General features: G+C 67.9%; 20 protein-coding genes. 8 read left to right on the top strand and 12 right to left on the bottom strand.

What is annotated here, in order from left to right:
• Positions 1-37: 37 nt before the first annotated feature.
• Positions 38-1,219 carry an ABC transporter substrate-binding protein gene (locus tag IB259_RS12475; RefSeq protein ID WP_054451602.1) on the bottom strand — a complete coding sequence of 394 codons (1,182 nt, stop codon included), beginning with the start codon at positions 1,217-1,219 and terminating at the stop codon, positions 38-40.
• Positions 1,220-1,292: 73 nt separating this feature from the next.
• Positions 1,293-2,138 (bottom strand): GntR family transcriptional regulator, encoded by an 846-nt coding sequence (locus IB259_RS12470; protein WP_054451601.1) that lies wholly within the window; start codon positions 2,136-2,138, stop codon positions 1,293-1,295.
• Between the two features lie 101 nt (positions 2,139-2,239).
• On the opposite strand from IB259_RS12470, the gene IB259_RS12465 reads away from it, so the two are divergent.
• A complete protein-coding gene (locus IB259_RS12465; protein ID WP_192329151.1) occupies positions 2,240-3,529 on the top strand; it encodes a hypothetical protein in 1,290 nt (429 codons plus the stop codon).
• 36 nt (positions 3,530-3,565) lie between these two features.
• A complete protein-coding gene (locus IB259_RS12460) occupies positions 3,566-5,203 on the top strand; it encodes an acyl-CoA synthetase (RefSeq protein WP_119449237.1) in 1,638 nt (545 codons plus the stop codon).
• Positions 5,204-5,225: 22 nt separating this feature from the next.
• Here the strand turns inward: IB259_RS12460 and IB259_RS12455 are convergent, their stop codons facing one another.
• From IB259_RS12455 to IB259_RS12430, 6 genes are all read right to left on the bottom strand, one after another.
• Entirely contained in the window at positions 5,226-6,617 is a 1,392-nt protein-coding gene (locus tag IB259_RS12455; protein ID WP_192329149.1) for a DUF1501 domain-containing protein, read from the bottom strand.
• Positions 6,614-8,179, bottom strand: coding sequence for a DUF1800 family protein (locus tag IB259_RS12450; RefSeq protein WP_175163728.1), 1,566 nt, complete (start codon positions 8,177-8,179; stop codon positions 6,614-6,616). The genes IB259_RS12455 and IB259_RS12450 overlap by 4 nt, the downstream gene beginning before the upstream one ends.
• Positions 8,180-8,278: 99 nt before the next feature.
• Positions 8,279-8,983, bottom strand: coding sequence for an SDR family oxidoreductase (locus IB259_RS12445; protein WP_119449239.1), 705 nt, complete (start codon positions 8,981-8,983; stop codon positions 8,279-8,281).
• Between the two features lie 19 nt (positions 8,984-9,002).
• Positions 9,003-10,337, bottom strand: a complete 1,335-nt coding sequence (locus IB259_RS12440) for a sorbosone dehydrogenase family protein (protein ID WP_175163727.1) — start codon at positions 10,335-10,337, stop codon at positions 9,003-9,005.
• A 62-nt stretch (positions 10,338-10,399) separates the two neighbouring features.
• Positions 10,400-11,743, bottom strand: a complete 1,344-nt coding sequence (locus tag IB259_RS12435) for a ferric reductase-like transmembrane domain-containing protein (RefSeq protein WP_225596848.1) — start codon at positions 11,741-11,743, stop codon at positions 10,400-10,402.
• 73 nt (positions 11,744-11,816) lie between these two features.
• Positions 11,817-12,128, bottom strand: a complete 312-nt coding sequence (locus IB259_RS12430) for a PepSY domain-containing protein (protein ID WP_192329145.1) — start codon at positions 12,126-12,128, stop codon at positions 11,817-11,819.
• A gap of 219 nt (positions 12,129-12,347) precedes the next feature.
• Between IB259_RS12430 and IB259_RS12425 the strand changes: the two genes are divergently transcribed.
• The 3 genes from IB259_RS12425 to IB259_RS12415 are packed head-to-tail and all read left to right on the top strand — an operon-like array spanning position 12,348 to position 14,682.
• Entirely contained in the window at positions 12,348-12,647 is a 300-nt protein-coding gene (locus IB259_RS12425) for a PepSY domain-containing protein (protein WP_223283490.1), read from the top strand.
• The gene (locus IB259_RS12420; RefSeq protein WP_054451592.1) at positions 12,647-13,309 is read left to right on the top strand and encodes a response regulator transcription factor; all 663 of its coding nucleotides are present in this window, start codon (positions 12,647-12,649) and stop codon (positions 13,307-13,309) included. The genes IB259_RS12425 and IB259_RS12420 overlap by 1 nt, the downstream gene beginning before the upstream one ends.
• Positions 13,306-14,682, top strand: coding sequence for a sensor histidine kinase (locus tag IB259_RS12415; protein ID WP_119449243.1), 1,377 nt, complete (start codon positions 13,306-13,308; stop codon positions 14,680-14,682). Before IB259_RS12420 ends, IB259_RS12415 begins: the two co-directional genes overlap by 4 nt.
• 16 nt (positions 14,683-14,698) lie before the next feature.
• Here IB259_RS12415 and IB259_RS12410 read toward each other — a convergent pair whose 3' ends face one another.
• From IB259_RS12410 to IB259_RS12395, 4 genes are all read right to left on the bottom strand, one after another.
• Complete coding sequence (locus tag IB259_RS12410) at positions 14,699-15,127, bottom strand: universal stress protein (RefSeq protein WP_119449244.1); 429 nt, start codon at positions 15,125-15,127, stop codon at positions 14,699-14,701.
• A gap of 16 nt (positions 15,128-15,143) precedes the next feature.
• Positions 15,144-15,569: a universal stress protein gene (locus IB259_RS12405; RefSeq protein ID WP_054452244.1), complete on the bottom strand. Its 426-nt coding sequence runs from the start codon at positions 15,567-15,569 to the stop codon at positions 15,144-15,146.
• Positions 15,570-15,710: 141 nt separating this feature from the next.
• Positions 15,711-16,514, bottom strand: coding sequence for a glutamate racemase (gene murI, locus IB259_RS12400; protein ID WP_192329143.1), 804 nt, complete (start codon positions 16,512-16,514; stop codon positions 15,711-15,713).
• 47 nt (positions 16,515-16,561) lie between these two features.
• Entirely contained in the window at positions 16,562-17,482 is a 921-nt protein-coding gene (locus IB259_RS12395) for a LysR substrate-binding domain-containing protein (RefSeq protein ID WP_119449246.1), read from the bottom strand.
• A 124-nt stretch (positions 17,483-17,606) separates the two neighbouring features.
• On the opposite strand from IB259_RS12395, the gene IB259_RS12390 reads away from it, so the two are divergent.
• From IB259_RS12390 to IB259_RS12380, 3 genes are read left to right on the top strand one after another with little or no spacing between them, the layout of a single operon-like run.
• A complete protein-coding gene (locus IB259_RS12390; protein WP_370528705.1) occupies positions 17,607-18,185 on the top strand; it encodes a chromate transporter in 579 nt (192 codons plus the stop codon).
• Complete coding sequence (locus IB259_RS12385) at positions 18,182-18,706, top strand: chromate transporter (protein WP_054451587.1); 525 nt, start codon at positions 18,182-18,184, stop codon at positions 18,704-18,706. The genes IB259_RS12390 and IB259_RS12385 overlap by 4 nt, the downstream gene beginning before the upstream one ends.
• Positions 18,707-18,740: 34 nt before the next feature.
• Complete coding sequence (locus IB259_RS12380) at positions 18,741-19,427, top strand: DUF1345 domain-containing protein (RefSeq protein ID WP_125473546.1); 687 nt, start codon at positions 18,741-18,743, stop codon at positions 19,425-19,427.
• Positions 19,428-19,494: the final 67 nt, after the last annotated feature.

Here is a 19,494-nt window from a genome sequence, read left to right as displayed (position 1 = left end):
GGCGCGCGTGAGTGGAGGTTGCGGAGATGGAACTGCTTTACTTGTAGTCGGCCAGCCGGAACTGCCCGTCGCGGTAGCCCAGCATGACGATGTCGTCCTTATCCAGGCCCGAGTGGCGCTGGGGCGAGAAATTGAAGACCCCGCCCACGCCCTGGTAGCCGGTGATGGCGGTCAGCTGTTCACGGGTCTTTTCCTTGTCGCCGCCGCTCTTGTCCAGGGCGGCGCGTGCCAGCATGATGGCGTCGTAGGTCTGGGCCACGAACTGGTTGGGCTTGCGCTTGTAGCGGGCCTCGAAGCGCTTGCTGAGGTCCACGATGCGCGTCTTGATCGGGTCGGCGTCGGGCAGGTCCTGGCCCACCGGGAACTTGACGCTGACCAGCAGCAGGTCCTTGACCGAGTCGCCGGCCAGCTTCATGTAGCGCTGGTCGACGAAACCGTAGCTGTGCACCAGGGTGAGCTTGTCCAGGCCCAGCTGCTGCGCCTGCTTGATGAACACCACGCCAGCCGGGGTGACGGTCCAGCAGATGATGGCCTGCACCGACGCATTCTTGATGCGCGTGAGCTGCGGGGTCAGGTCGGTGTCGGCGGGGTTGAAGGATTCATACGTGATGTCGATGCCGCGCTTGGCGGCAAGCCGCTTCATCTGTTCGACGGCGCTCTGGCCGAAGCCGCTGTTGTCGGCCAGCAGGGCGGCGCGCTTGATGCCTTTCTTGTCGAAGTAGTCCAGCACCCGGTCGATCACCTGGTCGTCGTCCACGGTGCTCTTGAACACGTACTTGCGTTCGGCCACCGGCATCACGATCTGCATCGAGCCTTCGGTGGAAATGAAGGGCGTGGCGGCCTTGTCCACCATCGGCACCATGGCCATGGCGATGCCGCTCATGTTGCCGCCGCCGACGATGATGTCCACCTTGTCCTGGGACAGCAGCCGCTTGGTGGCGTTGATGGCCTTGGCGGTCTGGCTTTCGGCGTCGTAGAACACCCATTCGACTTTCTTGCCGCCGATGCCGCCGGCGGCATTGATGTCGTCGATGGCCATTTCCATGCCGGCCTTCATGTCTTCGCCGAGGAAGGCGGCGGGACCGGTCACGGACAGGATGGATCCTATCCGCACCGTATCCTGCGCGCTGGCGGCGTGCATGCCCAGCATCAGCGCGGCGGCCGGCAGCGCGATGGCCGCGCGGCGCGAGAACTCCAGAAACGTCTTTAAGCAAGTCATGGTGCTACTCCTGTGCCTGATGCGGGATTTAAGGGGGTGCAGCAACTTCCACGAACAGCGAAAACGTAGTCGGCTAGGCCTCCGCCACGCCGGGTGGGTTGCGGAACTCGAGCGAGTCCGACACCTGGTCCGTCTTGCCTGCGCCGTTCTGCAGCGGTACGCGCACCGAGTACCGGACCTGGTCCGCGCGGTAATGCGACAGGCCGGACATGACCGGCCGGTCCTGCTTGTCGAAATACACCAGGTGCCGCGTCAGGACGGGATCGCCGGGCAGGAGGCTGAGGTAATCGGCATGTTCGGCCTGCACCGCGCCGCCCTCGATCTTGAGGTTGCCGTAGGCCAGCTCGACCTGGCGGCCGATCAGCTCCAGCAGGGAGCCCGCCTCGGCCTGGCGGGCGTCGATGTGCGGGATGCGGTCGGTGCGCACATAGCGGTAGTCGATCGAGATCGGCACCTGCTGGACCGTGCGCAGGCGCAGGATGCTCCAGACCGGGGTGCCGGGCGCCACGTCCAGTTCGCGCGCCACGACGGCCGAGGCCGGTTCCTGCGCGCAGTGCAGCACCCGCAGGCTGAGGGGACGGCCGTGTGCGGACCACTGGTCGATGAAGTCCATGGCCGGGCTGAACTGTTCGTCGATCTTGGGGGCGCAGACGAAGGTGCCGGAACCGCGGACCCGCCGCAGATAGCCTTCGTCCACCAGTTCCTGGATGGCCTGGCGCACCGTCATGCGGCTGACGTTGAATTGTTCGCTCAGCTCGTGGTCGGTGTGGAAGCGGTCGCTTTCCTGCTGCCAGTTCAGGATCATCATCAGCACGCGCCGCTTGATCTGCACATAGAGCGGCAGAGGGGAGTCGCGGTCCAGCGCCACGGGGCTGCTGGAGACGGGGGACTCGCTGCGGACGTTCGTAAGAGTGGACATGACAGCTGGTTTCCGGAATATGTATATAGGATTTGTATATTTGTCTAGTTAACTAGACTTTATGATATATTGATTTCGAAAGTCAAGTACGGATTAGCGATATGAATATTTCTACGCTCGACCTTGCGCTGGCGCTCCCGCCCCACAGCCTGGATGCCGTTCTGTCCTTTGATCAGCCCGCCTCGCTGGACCGGGCGGACGTGCTCATATGGAATCCCGCCGGCCTGTACCCCGCGCTGGAGGCGGCCTGCGAACGCACCGATCCGCCGGTGCTGGGGGTGGGCGCGTCGGAATGGCTGCTGGCCACCAGCCGCCATTGGCGCGAACAATTCAAGCGCCTGCTGGCCGCGGGCGGCACCCTGGTGGCGTTGGTGCCCGCGCCGCGCACGGTGGGCGTGCATACCTTGCAGGACATTCTTCCTTACGACTGGTCCGATCCGCTCTGGCCGCGGCGGGTGCGCAGCCAGCCGATCGACGGCGCTGCGCTGCCGCGCCAGGCGGGCGAGCCTTTCCGCACGCTCTTCACCGAAGCCGCGCGCTGTTTCCAGCCCTGCGCGACTCTCGCCGAGGCGCCGGGCGCGGGCATACTCGAGGACGGCCAGGGCATGACGCTGGCAAGCTACGCCAGTGAGCCGCCGGGCCGCCTGCTGCTGCTTCCGGCGCTGGCGCCGGATCTGGCGCAGGACGAAGCGGGCGCGGCGCTGTTTCTGCAGGAGCTGCGCCGCTGCATCGAACGCCTGGGCCAGCGCAGCGGCGTGCGTCTGGCGGGGTGGCTGGATCTGCAGCGCGGCCCGGCAGACGAGCAATTGCACGCCCGTCGCGCGCAATGCCTGCGCGAGCGCCATGCGCTCGACCTGGAATTGCAGGAACTGGACCGCGCCATGGCCGAGCGCGACTTTTTCAAGCAGCTGCTAGCTGGCGAAGGCCTGGGAGCGGGGCTGGCGGCCGCGGAAGTCTTCCGCCGCAAGAGCGCGCCAGTGCATGCGGACTGGGTCGAGAAAGACCTGCACATCGTTGAACTCGATCAACGCAACCTGCTGCTCAAAGTGCGGCTGGCGGATGAACCTCTGGATGCCGCGGCGCTACGCCGGCTGGAAGAGGCCCGCGTGCGGGTGGCGGATTACTTTTCCAGGCCGACTTCCATCCTCGTCGCGGACTGCGCCGACAATGCCTTGCCGCCGTCCGCGCGCGCGCCGCGCCAGCATGCCGTGCTGGAAGGCCTGGACGATGCCTATGTGCTGAACGGGCTGCACCTGTATGGCTGGCATCTGGAGACTCCCGGCGACAGCCCTGACCGCCTGCTGCAGCGTTTGATGCAGGCGGATGCGGACCTGAGCGATTCCCTGCTGCGCGCGACGCTGCGCGGCCTGACCCCGCCAGCCGACGCCTGAAGGGCGTGGTGAGCGTTTCGCTACTGTGAGACTCCGATGCCCGCCGACACCCCCGACCTGCAAGTCCTGGATATCGAACGCAACAGCGCCAACCATCTGGCGCTTTCGCCGCTGACCTTCATCGAGCGCGCGGCGAAGGTCTATCCGGAACGCACTGCCATCGTCCATGGCGCGCTGCGCCAGAGCTGGCGCGAAACCTATGCACGCTGCCGCCGGCTGGCCAGCGGGCTGGCGCGCCTGGGGGTGCGGCCCGGCGATACGGTGGCCGTGATGGCGCCCAATATCCCGGCGCTGTACGAGGCCCATTTCGGGGTCGCCATGGCGGGCGCGGTGCTCAACGCCCTGAACACCCGGCTGGACGCCGAAACACTGTCCTTCATCCTGGATCATGGCGCCGCGGTGGTGCTGCTGACGGACCGGGAGTACGCTCCCGTCATGGCGCAGGCCTTGGCCAAGACCCGCAGGCGCATCCGCGTGGTGGACATCGACGATCCCGAATACGGCGGGCCGGGCGAACTGCTCGGGGAAATGAACTACGAAGCCCTGCTGGAGACGGGCGACGCGGCGGCCGGGTTCCCCTGGCCGGCGGACGAATGGCAGTCGCTGTGCCTGAACTACACCTCCGGCACCACCGGCAGCCCCAAGGGCGTGCTGTACCACCATCGCGGCGCCTATCTGAATGCGATGGGCAACGCCCTGGCCTGCGATATGCGCCAGCATGCGGTGTATCTCTGGACCTTGCCGATGTTCCACTGCAATGGCTGGAGCTTTCCCTGGACCATCGCACTGCTGGCGGGAACCAATGTCTGCCTGCGGCGGGTCGAGGCCGGCGCCATTTTCGACGCCATCCAGGCGAATGGGGTCGATTATTTCTGCGCCGCGCCGGTGGTGCTGGGCATGCTCATCAACAGCCCGCCCGAAATCAAGCGGCGCGCGATCCGGCCGGTGCAGGCGCTCACCGGCGGCTCTCCGCCTCCGGCCGCCGTCATCGCGGCGATGGACGAACTGGGCATAGACGTCACGCATCTGTACGGCCTGACGGAGAGCTACGGTCCGTCGATCAGCTGTGCCTGGCACGAGGCCTGGAGCGATCTGCCGCTGGATGAGCAGGCTGCGCTGAAGGCCCGCATCGGCGTGCGCAAGCACACGATGGAACAGGTCCGCGTGCTGGATCCCGCCACGCTGGCGCCCGTGCCGCCGGACGGCGTCACCGTGGGCGAAATTATGATGCGCGGCAACACGCTCATGAAGGGCTATCTGAAGAACCCGCAGGCCACGGCGGAAGCCTTCGCCGGAGGCTGGTTCCATACCGGCGATCTGGCCGTGGTGCATCCCGACGGCTATCTGCAGGTCAAGGACCGCGCCAAGGACATCGTGATATCAGGCGGAGAGAACATCTCGACCGTCGAGGTCGAGGATGCGTTGTACGGGCATCCCGCCGTATTGGAAGCCGCCGTGGTGGCGCGGCCGGACGCCAAGTGGGGCGAGACGCCTTGCGCCTTCGTCACGCTGAAGGATGGCAGCGCCGCGACGGCGGAAGAACTGACCAGCTTCTGCCGGGGCCGCCTGGCGGGTTTCAAGGTGCCGCGCACTTTCGTGTTCGGCCCGTTGCCCAAAACCGCCACGGGCAAGATCCAGAAGTATCTGCTGCGCGAACAGGCGCGGCAGCTGTGAATTCGCCGCCGCCGGCGCGGCCCTAAGCGCGCGGCAGCAGGTCCAGCGCCTGCGCATCAAAGCGCCGCAGATTGGGGAACACCAGCCCCAGATCCTCGCGGCTGGCGCCGAACCAGCCGCCCAGGGACGCGCCCAGCTGATCCACGGCCAGGGTCGGCAAGAGGCGGCCGTTGTCGACGAAGCCGGGGCCGTCCAGGGCGATTTCCGGATGGCTGCCGTAGTAGCGGCCGCCCTTGACCGCGCCGCCCAGTACAAAGTGATGCGAGCCCCAGCCGTGGTCGGAGCCGTTGCCGTTGGAGCCCAGGGTGCGGCCGAATTCGGATGCCGTGAACGTGGTCACCTGGTCCGCCACGCCTATCGCGGACAGCGCCTGCTGGAACGCGGCCAGCGCCTGGCCCAGTTCCTTGAGCAGGGCGGGGTGGGTGTCGTTCAGTCCGGCGTGGTTGTCATAGCCGTTCTGCGAGACGAAGAAAACCTGGCGGCGTGCGCCCAGCGCCTGGCGCGCCGCGATGATGCGGGCGACGATTTTCAGCTGCTGCGCCAGGGGGGACGAGAACTCGCCCGGCACGGCCACGTCCGCGAGGGCTGCGCGCAGGCGTCCGTCGGCGTCGATGGACTGCGCGGCGATGCGCGACATCTCGCGTTCCATCAGGTGCTCGCGCGGCTGCGTGATGAGCTGGCGCAGCAAGGCCGTGCAGGCGCTGGAGCCATACATGTCGCGGCCCAGCAGGTCTATCTGCGTGGAGCCGTGGATGCCCACGCGGTATCCGGCGATCTTGCGTCCGGCCAGCAGCACGCTGCTGCCGCCCGCAGTGATGCCCGTGAAGGTGCGCTGCGCGTTGGCGTCCGCGAACAGGTCCGTCAGCCTCCCGGCCCAGCCCGACGCCGCGCCTTCCGGCGCCAGCGCCTGCCAGTACGACTGCTGGTCGTTGTGGGAAAACAGCTTGGGCGGCAGTGGCACGCGCGCGCCTATGTATTCCTGCTTGGAGGTGGGCGCAACCAGCGGACCGATGTTCAGCAGCACTGCCATGTCGCCGCTTTCATACAAGGGCTTGAGCGGAGCCAGCGATGGGGCCAGCGCAAACTGGGCGCCGCCGGAGGCGGGTTCCTTGCCGCGCAGCGCCGTGGCCTGCAGGGCGTTGCGCGGCAGGGCGATGTCGGTGCGCGCCTGGGCATAGGCCTTGTAGGCGGCCGTGTCGTAGGGAACCAGCGAGTTGTAGGGGTCGTTGCCGCCGTACAGGAACACGCAGACCAGCGCCTTGTACGAGGAGGCTGGCGCTGATTGCGCCGCGGCCGCGCCCAGGGCCGCCAGGTTCAGCGCCAGTGGCGCGGCGGCGCCCGTGGCGCCCAAAGCGCAGGCGCGCAGCAGGAATTCGCGGCGGCTGGTTTGCGCGGCGTGGCGGGAATTCTTCATTTCTGCACCAGGTATTCGGGGCTGGCGGCCACCAGCATGATGGCGGCGCGCACGCGGTCGCGCGGCCGGCCCGCCGGTATCGTGGCCACGGCGCGCGCGATGCTGCCGGCGGTCTCGGCGGAATAGGCATCGCCCGCCAGCAGCAGCGCCACCCGCGCCACCAGCGCGGACGGATCCTGCGCCAGCGCGATCTCGGCGGCGTAGGGCGTCTGCAGATCCTCCCACCCCCGGTCCACATAGATGGCCAGGAAGTTCAGGTAGCCGGCAATGCTGGTCTCATCGGTGATCTGCAGTTCCGGCGCCACCAGGTTCCTGCGCGCCAGCTCGGTCACCGGCGGCACGTAGCGCGGACGGAAGAAATTGAAGACGCTGGCGGATCGCATCGGGCTCTGGGCCAGCCGGATCGTGTTGTCAGTGGTGTCCGGCATGGCCCAGGCGCCGTTGTTGGAGGTCGCCCCGAAAGCCCGCGCCCAGGCCGCGAAGCGCACGATGGGTTCGCGCACCTTGCCCCAGCCGGGCGCGGCCAGGTCGGGGTTGCGCGCCTCCGGGTCCAGCAGGACGGCGCGCACCACGGCCTTCAGGTTGCCGCGCTTGCCGCTGCCGTCGTCGTTGAAGGCGGCCGACACGCGCGCGACATAGGCGCGGCTGGGATTGCTGGTGACCAGCCGCTGGATCAGCTGCGTGCCGATGAAGGGGCCCACGTTGGGATGGGCGCAGATCACTTCCATGGCGCGCTTGAGCGACAAATGACCGTCGGTGCCTGCCGGCACCACCGCGCCCAGAAAGCGCTTCTCGGCCAGCGAGTGCAGCGCATTGTTCAAGGCCATGGGGCGGCGGTGGAATTCGACGTCGGTTTCGGGGCCGTTGATGTCCCAGCCGGTGAAGACCTTGGCCAGCCCCTGCACGTCCGCGTTGGTATACGTTTCCACGGGCGCGCCGTTGACCATTCTTTTGGCGCCGTCCGGTTCCAGCTCCAACAGTCCGATGCTGAACAATTGCATGACTTCGCGGGCATAGTTCTCGTCGGGATGGCGGCCGGTCTTGGGATCTTCCTTGCGGTTGCCGCGATAGGTCAGCATGCAGCCCATGGACAGGTTGCGCGTGACGGCCGTCAGCAGTTGCTGGTAGTTGCCCAGGGCATGCTCGGCCAGCAGGTCCATGAAACCCGCGGCGCCGAACAATGGCCAGGACGCGGTGATGGACGATACGCCCACCACGAAGATCTCCGACAGGGCAAACGCGACCCGCGTGCGGACCTGATCCGGGGCCGAGATGAACTTGCGCCACAGCGTGGATTCCAGGGGCGCGTTGATGCCGTTGCCCTTGAACTCCTCGGTGTTCTTGCGCTGCTGCAGCAGCCAGTCGAAATGGGTCTGCGACGGCGGCATGGCCAGCTGCGCGTCCAGCCAGGCCGCGTAGCCGTCGCGCACCACGGCGTCGATCTCGGCGGGCGTGGGGCCGAACGTGGCCTGCGCCAGGAAACGCGAGGCCTGGCCCGGGGTCGGTTTTGCGTGGGAAGTATCGGCGGACTGCGGCGCAGCCGCTGACGGCGTAGCGGACATGCGCGGCACCTCGTCGAATGCGAAAACCTACGGTACTGAAGCCCCGGGCAGGCTTCAATACCGTCATTCGGACGAGAGACTAGTCCTAAAGCATGAGCTTCAGACCGAACGCGTGATGCCGCCGTCGATGCGGATGTTCTGGCCGGTGATGTAGGAAGAAGCGTCGGATGCGAGGAATGCGATCAGGTCGGCGACTTCTTCGGCGGTGCCGTAGCGGCCCATCGGAATGCGCGTGCGGCGGTCTTCCTTTTCAGGCAGGCTGTCGATGAAGCCCGGCAGCACGTTGTTCATCCGTACGTTGTGTTCGGCGTACTCGTCGGCGAACACCTTGGTGAAGGCGGCCAGCCCGGCGCGGAACACGCCCGAGGTCGGGAACAGCGCTTCGGGTTCGAAGGTGGCGTAGGTCGAGATATTGACGATGGCGCCGGACTTCTGCTGCTTCATCACCGGCGCGACCAGGCGCGCGATGCGCACCACGTTCAGCAGGTAGAACTCCATGCCCAGGTGCCAGTCCTCGTCGCTGATCTCCAGCAGCGGGCCCTTGGGGCCGTGGCCGGCGCTGTTGACCACGGCATCTATCCTGCCCCATTTTTGCTGCGTGGCGTCCACCAGCCTCGCCAGGTCTTCGGGCGAGCGGTTGGATCCCGTGACGCCCAGGCCGCCCAGTTCCTGCGCCAGCGCCTCGCCCTTGCCGGAGGAGGACAGGATGGCTACGCGCCAGCCGTCAGCCGCCAGTTTGCGCGCCGCCGCCGCGCCCATGCCGCTGCCGCCGGCGGTGACGATTGCCACTTTTTCCGTGCTCATGCTCACTCCTGGTCTTGAATTATTTGGGAGCGGCCATTGTAGAAGCGGGAGCGACCCGCCACACCACATTGCCGACGTCGTCGGCCGTCAGCAGGCCGCCCTGGCGGTCTATCGCCACCCCTACCGGCCGTCCCTGGGCTTCGCCGCTTTCGTTCAGAAAGCCCGTCAGCACGTCGCGCGCCGGCCCGTCGGGCTTGCCGTCGCGAAACGGCACGAAGATGACCTTGTAGCCGCTGCGCGGATCGCGGTTCCACGAACCATGCTGGCCCACGAACATGCCGTCCGTGTAGGGCGCGGGCAGGCGCGACCCGCCCGACCAGGCCAGCCCCAGCGAGGCGGTGTGCGGGCCCAGCGCGTAGTCGGGCACGATGGCGCGCGCTACCAGGTCCGGACGCGGCGGCTGGACCCGGCTGTCGACGTGCTGGCCGAAGTAGCTGTAGGGCCAGCCGTAAAAACCGCCATCCCGCACCGAGGTCATGTAGTCGGGCACCAGGTCGCTGCCCAGTTCGTCGCGCTCGTTGACGGCCGTCCACAGCGTTTTGCCGTCGGGCGCCCAGGCCATGCCCACGGGGTTGCGCAGGCCGGTCGCGTACAGGCGTTTGTTGCCGCTGGCCACGTCGATTTCCCAGATGGCGGCGCGGCCCTCTTCGATGTCCATGCCGTTTTCGCCGACATTGCTGTTGGAGCCGACAGAGGCGTACAGCTTGCTGCCGTCGGGGCTGGCCAGCAGGTTCTTGGTCCAGTGGTGGTTCAGGCCCGCAGGCAGGTCGGTGACCTTCACGCCGGGGGCGGTGATCCGCTCCTGGCCGGTTTCGTAGGGAAAGCGCAGCACGGCGTCGGCGTTGGCGACGTATAACTGATTGCCGATCAAGGCCATGCCGAAGGGCGAGTTCAGGCCGTCGAGCAATACGCTGCGCGTTTCGGCGATGCCGTCGTGGTCGGCATCGCGCAGCAGGGTGATGCGGTTTGCGCTGGGGGTCCTGGCGCCGGCGCGTTTCATCACCAGGCCGGCGACCCAGGCCTTGAAGCCGCCGGAAGCCGACTCGGGCTTGGGCGGCGCGTTGGTCTCGGCCACCAGCACGTCGCCGTTGGGCAGCACGTACAGCCAGCGCGGATGATCCAGGCCGCTGGCGTACGCCGTTACCGACAGCCCGTTGGCTGCGACGGGCTGTGCGCCCGCGGGCCAGCCCACGGCCTTGGCCGTCTTCACGGTGGGTATGGTGGTGGGATTGGGGGCGGGCAGTTGAGGCGACGGGCCCATGCCGGCTTCGACCGGCAAGGTGGCCATTTCGCCGCAGGCGTTGAGAGTGGCGGCGGCCATCACGGCGGCCAGCAGAATGCGGGGGGTGGGCATGACGCATGCTCCGGGGGCGGTGAGGTCCATCATACGCTTGGACCTCCGTAGCCCCGGCGCGCTCAACGCATCTGGAACGCTTCCTGATGCCAGCGCACGGGCTTGGCGCCCAGCTTGCGCAGGCCGCGCCTGAGCGCGTCGGCCAGGCCGGCGGGTCCGCAGAACCAGACGTCGGCGACACGGCCCGCGGCCACCTCGCCCTGCGCCAGTGCTCCAGCCGTCAGCGTATCGCCGTCGTGCGCGCTATGGATGGCGAGCGTCACGCCGTCCAGCGCGGCGCAGCGTTCCTTGAGCAGCGGCACGAAAGGATCTGCCGAGGCATCGCGCACGCAATAGTGCAGCCACACGCGCGGCGTTGGCGCTTGTCCTTCCTGCAGGGCTTCCAGCCATGCGAGGAAAGGGGTGACGCCTATGCCGCCCGCCACCCAGACCTGCGATGCTGCGGCAGCGTCCGGCTCCAGTTGAAAGCGCCCATAGGGGCCTTCGACGGCGACCGGCTGGCCGATGTGCAGCGTGCGCGCCAGGCCGCGGGTGTAGTCGCCCAGCGCCTTGATCTGGAACGTGACGCGAGATTCGCCCGCCACGGGGGCGCTGGCGATGGTGTAGGGATGGGCGCCTTCCTTGCGGTCGAACGTGACGAAGGCGAACTGTCCCGCCTGATGCTCCCGCCAATTGGCGTCGAGTTCGCAGCTGACCTCCAGGATATCGCCTGGCTGGTGCGCCAGCGACACGATCCTGCCTTGCGCGCGGCGGCCGCTGCCCACGCGTCCCAGCAGCGCCACCAGCGCGGCATAAGAACCGGCGGCCAGCAGCGGAATCAACAGCAGGCCGACCGGACCGCTCCAGTAGCGCGCGGGAGCCAGCGCTGCCGTGTGGAACGCCAGCGCCAGGAACAGCACAGGCATCGCGCGGTGCAGGAGACGCCAGCCCCGGTAGGGAAAGCGCCGCCACAAGGTGATTGCGAGCATCGCCAGCAGCAGGTAGATCGACCACTCGCCCAGGTCCTTGGCCAGGCCGCGCGAGCTTTCGAACAGCGTCAGCACGACGTCGCGGGCGGGGCGGTTGCCCGCGTCCGCCAGGCTCTTCAAGGGGCCGCTGGCCAGCTTCAGCAACCAATGGGCGGCGCCGGCTGATACTGCGAGGATTCCGGCCCATTTGTGCAACCGGTATATCTTGTCCATGCCGCCCAGCGGGCGTTCCAGCCACGAGGGCCGCAGCGCCAGCAGCATGATCAATGCCATCAGTCCGATGGACCAGACGCCGGTGAGGTAGAGGCCTTGCTGGCGCGCCACCCAGTACCAGGCGCCGGTGGCCGGCGGCTGCAGGATGAACGCGTCCAGGCCCCAGGCCAGGGTCAGGACTAGCAAAAAGCCGCCTATGGCGGCGCCGGTTCCTATCGGTTTCATGATGGTGTCCATGTCGGGACGCTCGGCCCGCCGGATGCGGGCGGAGCGGGGTAGGCGCGTAGGCGCCGGCGCTTCAGTCCTTGATGCGGCTGCGCAGGACGGCGCCGCTCTGGGCGTCGACCCGCAGCTTCACGCGCTGGCCTTGCGCGTTGTCGGCCTTGACGTCGTAGCGGCCGTGCTCGAGCTCGATCTCGGTGATGTTGCGATAGCCCGCGGCGGTCAGCGTGTCGTAGATCTGGCGCACTGTCAGCGTCGCGTTGGCGGGGGCAGTGGCGGCGGGCTGGGCCGGCGCCGGGGCGGTCGTCTGGGCGTGCACGGCGGCGGTGCCGGTCAGGGTTGCGGCGCCAAGCGCCAGGGCGGCCAGGGTGTTGCGGATTGCGGTCATGGAATGGCTCCTAGGTTGTTGCGGGTTGCCGGAATGGCGACCATGACCGCATTATTCGGGTGTGCGGATGAACCAATTCTGAAGCTGCCGTTCACGTGCCGTTCATTTTTCCGGCGCTATAACTGGGCGGACAATCGCCTCTTATGGCGGACCCCGAATGCGAAAGAAACCATGACCCGAGGAACCCGTACCCGAATCTGGCTGTCCTGCGGCGCGCTGATGCTCGCGCTGGCCGCGGGCCCCAACGCGGGCCTGGCCGATGAAAGCGACCACGAACAAGCGCGCCAGGCCTTGCAGGCCGGCAAGGTGCTGCCCCTGCGTTCGGTGCTGGACATCGTCGAACGCGACTATCCTGGGCAGGTGGTCAAGGTCGAGTTCGAAGAGGACGACGGCGAGTTCATCTACGAGATCCGGCTGCTGCAAAGCGGCGGCCGGCTGGTCAAGCTGAAGATCGACGCGCGCGACGGCAAGGTGCTGGGCGTGAAGGGGCGCGACATCCAATTCCGGGACAAGCACTGATGCGCATACTCGTGGTTGAAGACGAGCCGACCCTGGCCACGCAGTTGGCCGATGCCTTGCGCCAAGCGGGCTATACCGTCGACACCGCCGCGGACGGCGGAACGGCCCAGTACATGGGCGCGGTCGAGACCTACGACGTGGTGGTGCTGGACCTGGGCCTGCCGGTCATGGACGGCCTCACCGTGCTCAAGCAGTGGCGCGCGGGCGGCCAGGGCATGCCGGTGCTGATCCTCACGGCGCGCGACAACTGGCACGAGAAGGTCGCCGGCATCGATGCCGGCGCCGACGATTACCTGACCAAGCCCTTCCACATGGAAGAGCTGCTGGCGCGGGTGCGGGCGCTCTTGCGCCGCTCCAGCAACCACGCCAGCGCGCAATGGCGCTGCGGTCCGCTGATGCTGGACACGCGGCAGGCCAAGGTCACGGTGGACGGCCAGGCGCTGTCCCTGACCAGCCATGAATTCAAGGTGCTGGCCGTGCTGATGCAACGCGCGGGCGAAGTGATTTCGCGCAGCGAGCTGACCGAGCACGTCTACGCCCAGGACAATGACCGTGACTCCAACACCATCGATGTGTTCATCGCGCGGCTGCGCAAGAAACTGCCGCCCGATACCATCGAAACCGTGCGCGGCCTGGGTTACCGCCTGGCCTGCGCCGCATGATGCCGAAGCGCGCGCGCGCGCCGGGCTCGCTGCGCTGGCGCCTGCTGGCCGGCACGCTGGCCTGGATCCTGGTCACGGTGGTGCTGGCCGGCTGGGGCTTGGGCAGCTTGTTCCGCCAGCACATCACCGAGCAGCTGCGCGCCGAGCTGACCCTGCACCTGAACCAGCTGACGGCCGCGGTGAACACGGCTCCGGACGGTCGCCTGGTGGTCTCGCCGCCCCTGAGCGATCCACGCCTGGAGCAACCGCTATCAGGCCTGTATTGGCAAATCGACCGGCTCGACGAACAGGGCCGTCCGGCGGCCGTGGGCGCGGCGCGCTCGCGTTCGCTCTGGGATCAGGTGCTGGAGTTGCCCGCCGCGGACAGCGCCGACGGGGTGTATGAAATCGCGGGGCCGGAAAAGCACAGGCTGACCGCCTTGACGCGCACGCTGGAACCGGCCGAGACCGAGGCAGCGCCGTTGCGCCTGATCGTGGCGGCCGACAGCCAGGTGCTGGCGGAGCCGATCGAGCGCTTCAATCACATGCTGTTGATTTCGCTGGGCGCGCTGGCGGCAGGCTTGACGCTGGCGGCCGTGGTCCAGGTCCTGGTCGGGTTGCGGCCGCTGGCCAGGCTCAGGCGGCAGCTCGCCGGGCAGCACGGGGGCGCCAGCGTGCGCATCGAAGGCCGCTTTCCCAGCGAAATCCAGCCGCTCGTCGACGACTTCAATCGCGTCCTGGACGTCAATGCCGACATGGTGCAGCGCGCGCGCACGCAGGCCGGCAATCTGGCGCATGCGGTGAAGACGCCGCTGACGATTCTGGGCAATGCCGCGGCGCGCGAGGAAGGGCCGCTGGCGGCGCTGGTACAGGAGCAGGTCGGCATGGCGCGCCGCCAGATCGACTATCACCTGGCGCGCGCCCGCGCCGCCGCCGCGTCTGGCGCGGCCGACAGCCGCACACCGCTGCGCAAGCCCATCGAGGGGCTGCTGCGCGTCATGCAGCGCTTGTATGCGCAGCGCGGACTGCTGCTGGAAATGCCGGAATTTGCCGAGGGCCTGGTATTCCGCGGCGAAGAACAGGATCTGCAGGAGATGGTCGGCAACCTGCTGGACAACGCCTGCAAATGGGCCGAGCGCCAGGTGCAGGTCAGCGCAAGCGCCGCCGGCCAGGGCCAGTTGCTCATCCAGATCGACGATGACGGCCCGGGCATCGCCGACGAGGAACGCGAGCGCATCTTCCTGCGCGGCGTGCGCATGGACGAGCAGCGTCCCGGATCGGGCCTGGGCCTGGACATCGTGCGCGACCTGGCCAGCACCTATGGCGGCCAGGCGCAAGCCGAGCGTTCGCCGCTGGGCGGCTTGAGGGTGTCGTTGTGGCTGCCGGCCGCCTGAGGCCGGCGCCCGGGGTTCACTTGACCAGCGTCACCGGCGCTTCGGCCAGTTGCAGCACCTGATTGGCGACCGAGCCGATCAGGATGTTCGTCAGCGAGCCGTTGCCGCGCGTGCCCATGACGATGCGGGCGCAGCCGTGGTCCTGGGCGTAGCCGGCGATTTCCGTGGCCGCGTGGCCAAACGCCACGTGGCTGGTGTAGTCGGCGCCGGTCACGTCCAGCAGTTTGCGCGCCTCGTCCGCGGCCTCCTGGCCTTCGCGCAGGTAGAACTCGTCGATCATGTCCTGCGTGATCAGGCGTGACAGCCCCGCGCGGCCTTGCACGGGCGTCTGGACGTTGAGCAGATGGATGCGGGCGGCGCCGGCGCCTTGGGCGAGCTGGCGGGCGTACAGGACGGCGCGGTTGGCGTTGTCGGAGCCGTCGACAGGGACCAGGATGTTCAGCATGGATGCTCCTTGACGGTTACTTGACCAGGGTGACGGGCAACTCCGTCAGATGCAGGACGCGGGTCGCGACCGAACCCAGGAACCAGGACGACACCGAGCCCAACCCGCGCGAGCCCATGTAGATTTCGTCTGCGCCGGATTCGCCGGCTACGCGCACGATGGTTTCGGCGGCGGCGCCTATTTCGATGTGGGTCTGGAAGGGCACGCCGGCCTGGGTCAGCAGTTCGCTGGCGGCCTGCAGCGCGTTGCGGCCTTCTTCCTCGTGATAGGCGTCGATCTCGGCCTGCGACAGGCCGCGGCCGATCTTGCCGGCTTTCAGGGGGATCTGGACCGTGAGGAGCTCCACGCGTTCGATGGGGTCGTAGCTGCGGGCGTCGAGCAGGGCTTGGACCGCATGGACGGCGGGCTGCGAGCCGTCCACGGGGATCAGGATGCGTTTCATGAGCGTCTCCTTGTGCGCGCCGCGGGCGGCGTTGTAGTCCACTGTATCCGAATTATTCGCCGAATCGGACAGGCGCGTCATGCGCAGGATCAAACCGGGCGCAATCAGCGCGCGCCGCCGGGCGGCGGACTCGGCGCGGGATCAGCGCCAGCGCGGCTCCAGGACGTGCGCGGCCGGTGCCTGCCCGAGCAGCCGTGCGGCGAGAGTGCTCAATGCCTCGGCCGAGCCGCTGGTCTCCAGGCGCAATCCGCCCGGACCGTCGGCGCGCAACAGGCCGCGTTCCTGCAACTGGTGGCGCAGCCGGCGCGCCACGGGCGCGCCCGTCTCCAGCAGCGGCACGTCGGCGCCAGCGGCCGCCTGGATCGCGTCGCGCAGGAAGGGAAAGTGGGTGCAGCCCAGCACCAGCACGTCGGCGCCGGCCTCGCGTAGCTCAGCCACGGGAGCGCGCACCGCGGCTTCGGCCTCGTGGCCGCTGAGCACGCCATGCTCCACCAGCCGTACCCACTCGGGGCAGGGCCTGAACAGGATGCGGACTTCGGGCGCCTCGCGCCGGACCAGCGCGGCGAATTTGGGGCTGGCCAGAGTGCCGGTGGTGGCGAATACGCCGACCACGCCGCTCGTGGTCAGGTGCGCGGCGGGCTTGATGGCCGGCTCCACGCCGATGATGATCAGTTGCGGATGGCGCAGGCGCAGCTGGGCGATGGCGGCCGCGGTGGCGGTATTGCAGGCCACCACCATGGCCTTGGCCTGGCGCGACACGAAGTAATCGGCAATCGTGCTGGCGCGCTGCTCGACGTAGCCCTGCGTTTTTTCGCCATAGGGCACGTGGGCGGAGTCGGCCACGTACAGCAGGAATTCGTGGGGCAGGGCGTCGCGGATGGCGCGCAGCACGCTCAGCCCGCCGACGCCGGAGTCGTAGATGCCTATGGGTGAATCTGGGATCATGGCTGCAATGCGGAGTGCGGGGTGCCAGGCAGTGTAGCGCTGCGCGCTCAGGCCGGCGATTCCTCGCGCTGCCGCCGCGCCTCGCCGATCAGCTTGCGGGCCGCGCCGGAGAGCGCTTCGTCGCGCCAGATCAGGTTCAGCGGCGCGCGCAGTTCCGCGGGCTGGGCCAGGTTGACGTAGACCACGCCTTCGATGTTCACGCGGCGCAGCGACGCCGGCACCAGCGACACGCCCAGGCCGGCGGCCACCAGGCTCAGGGTGGACAGCATGCGCGGCGCTTCCTGGGCCACGCGCGGGCTGAAACCGGCGGCGCCGCAGGCCGCAATGATGGCGTCGTACAGGCCTGGCCCGCTGTGGCGGCGGTAGAGGATCAGCGATTCGTCGGCCAGTTCCGACAGCGCGATGCGCTTGCGCGGCCGGCCCTTGACGGTTGGGTGGTCGGCGGGAAACGCGGCCAGCATGGGCTCTTCCAGCACGGTTTCCACTACCACGCCCGGGCCCAGGCCATAGGGACCGCGGATGAATGCTACGTCCACGCGGCCCGCGCCCACGGCCTCCATGAGTTCGCCGGTGCTGCTTTCCTCCAGCACCAGCCGCACATTGGGCGCCGTTTCGCGGAAGCGGCGGATGACGGACGGCACGAAGGGATGGAACGCCGCGGACCCGGTGAAGCCCACGGTCAGGCGCCCGGCTTCGCCCTGCGACACGCGCCGCACGCCTTCCACGGCCTGGTCCACCAGGGCCACGATATTGCGCGCATCGTCCAGCAGCGCGCGGCCGCTTTCGGTCAGCTCCATGCCGCGCGGCAGGCGGTGGAACAGCGTCACGCCCAGTTCCTGCTCCAGCACGCGGATCTGCTGGCTGAGCGGCGGCTGGCGTATGCCCAGCCGCGCCGCGGCCTTGGTCAGATGGGATTCCTCGGCCACGGCCAGGAAGTAGCGCAACAGCCTCAAGTCTACGGATGCCATATTCAATCGATATGAATATATAGATAGTCATATATTAGACATTATCCAAGGCGAAGAGTAGGCTGCAATCTCGTTGTCCTTCCCTGGTTCCACTCCGCGCCGCTTCGGCGGCGCCGGCATGAAAATGATGAACGCAGCACCTTCCACCGCCGAGGCCGATCTGCGGCCTCCGCCCACGTGCGGGCAATTGTTCTATGGCTTCCTGATGCTCGGCCTGACGGCCTTCGGCGGCGCCTTGCCGCTGGCGCGCCGCATGGTCGTCGAAAAGCACCGCTGGCTCAGCGGCGCCGAGTTCACCGATCTGCTGGGCCTGTGCCAGTTCCTGCCCGGCGGCAACATCATCAACCTGTCGGTGGCGCTGGGCATGAAGTTCCGCGGGCCGCGCGGCGCGTTCGCGGCGCTGATGGGCCTGATCCTGGCGCCGTCCGCCATCGTGGTGCTGCTGGGCATGGTGTACGACCGCTTCCAGAACGATCCGCACATCCAGCACCTGTTTGCCGGTCTGGCGGCCGCGGCCGCGGGTCTGTTGATTTCCATGGCGGTGAAGATCGGGGTGCCGGTGGTGAAGCGCCGCGACTGGCTGGCCGGCGTGGTGGCCACGGCCTGCTTCATTGCCATCGCCGTGCTGCGCATTCCGCTGCTGCCCACCATGGCGGTGCTGACGCCGCTGAGCATCCTGATGGTCTGGAGGCAACGTCGATGATCCACACACTGATCGCCCTGGCCCTGATCTTTTCCGAACTGTCCGTGCTGGCGTTCGGCGGCGGCAACACCATCCTGCCCGAGATGCAGCGGCAGGTGGTGGACGTGCATGGCTGGATGACGGCGGCGGACTTTTCCGCGCTGTTCGCCCTGGGGCAGGCCGCCCCGGGTCCCAATTTGATGGTGGTCACGCTGGTGGGCTGGCATGTGGCGGGCGGCCTGGGCATGCTCGTCACCACCATCGCCAAGTTCGGCCCGTCGTCCATCATCACTGTGATCGCGCTGGGCCTGTGGGAACGCTTCAAGGACCGGCCCTGGCGCGGCGTCATCCAGGCGGGCATCTTCCCGATGACGGTGGGATTGGTCGCGGCCAGCGCGGCGCTCATCACCGAAGCCTCGGTGCATACCTGGCTGTTGGGCGCCATTACCGCTGTGGTGGCGCTGCTGGGCAGCTTCACCCGCATCCATCCGTTGTGGCTGCTGTTTGGCGGCGCGCTGGTCGGTTTGCTCGGCATCGGTTAGCGTTAGGGCTGCTCACACCAAAAGGAGCAGCCGCATGCCGCCGCTCAAGGATTTCGAGCCCGAGGATGACTCCGCCGCTGGCGCCGCCCTGCCGTTTTTCCATGCGCATCGTCGCCTGGTCGGATGCGCTGGTTTGCTGCTGGTGACGGCGGGCGGCCTGTATGCCCTGGGCGTGCCCTGGGTGCTGTCGCTGCTGCTGGGATTCGATGCGGGGGCGCTTGTGTTTCTGTTGATGACGGCGCGGGTGTTCGGCCGCACCAGCGCGGCGGCCATGCGCCAGCATGCGCAGCAGCAGGACGTGGGGCGCACCGGCGTGCTGTGGAGCAGCGTGGCGCTGTCCTGCATGGTGATGATGGCGTTGTGGGTCGAACTGCGGGGGGAAGGCGGCGCGGGCGACGTGCTTGCCATGTTGGCCGCCGCCGTCACCATCATCCTGTCATGGCTCTACATGAACATGATCTTCGCGCTGCACTACGCGCATGGCTATTACGGCCACCGCAACGCCATGCACAAAGGGCTGGATTTCCCGGGTACCGATGAACCCGACTACTGGGACTTCGCCTATTTCGCGCTGGTGCTGGGCATGACGTTCCAGGTGTCGGACGTGCAGATCGTGAACCGGCGAGTGCGCCGCACAGCCCTGACGCACAGCGTCATCGCCTTTTTCTTCAACGTCTTCATCATCGCGATCAGCGTGAACGTCGCGGCGGGGCGGGCCTGAAGCCGCGCCCCGGGGGCTTGCGCCAGGCCGGGCCGCGTCAGGCCGGGCCGCGTCAGGCCGGGCCGCG

The organism is Achromobacter sp. ACM04 (assembly GCF_014851465.1).
GTDB lineage: Bacteria > Pseudomonadota > Gammaproteobacteria > Burkholderiales > Burkholderiaceae_B > Achromobacter > Achromobacter aegrifaciens.
This window is presented reverse-complemented; position numbering and strand designations above follow the sequence as displayed.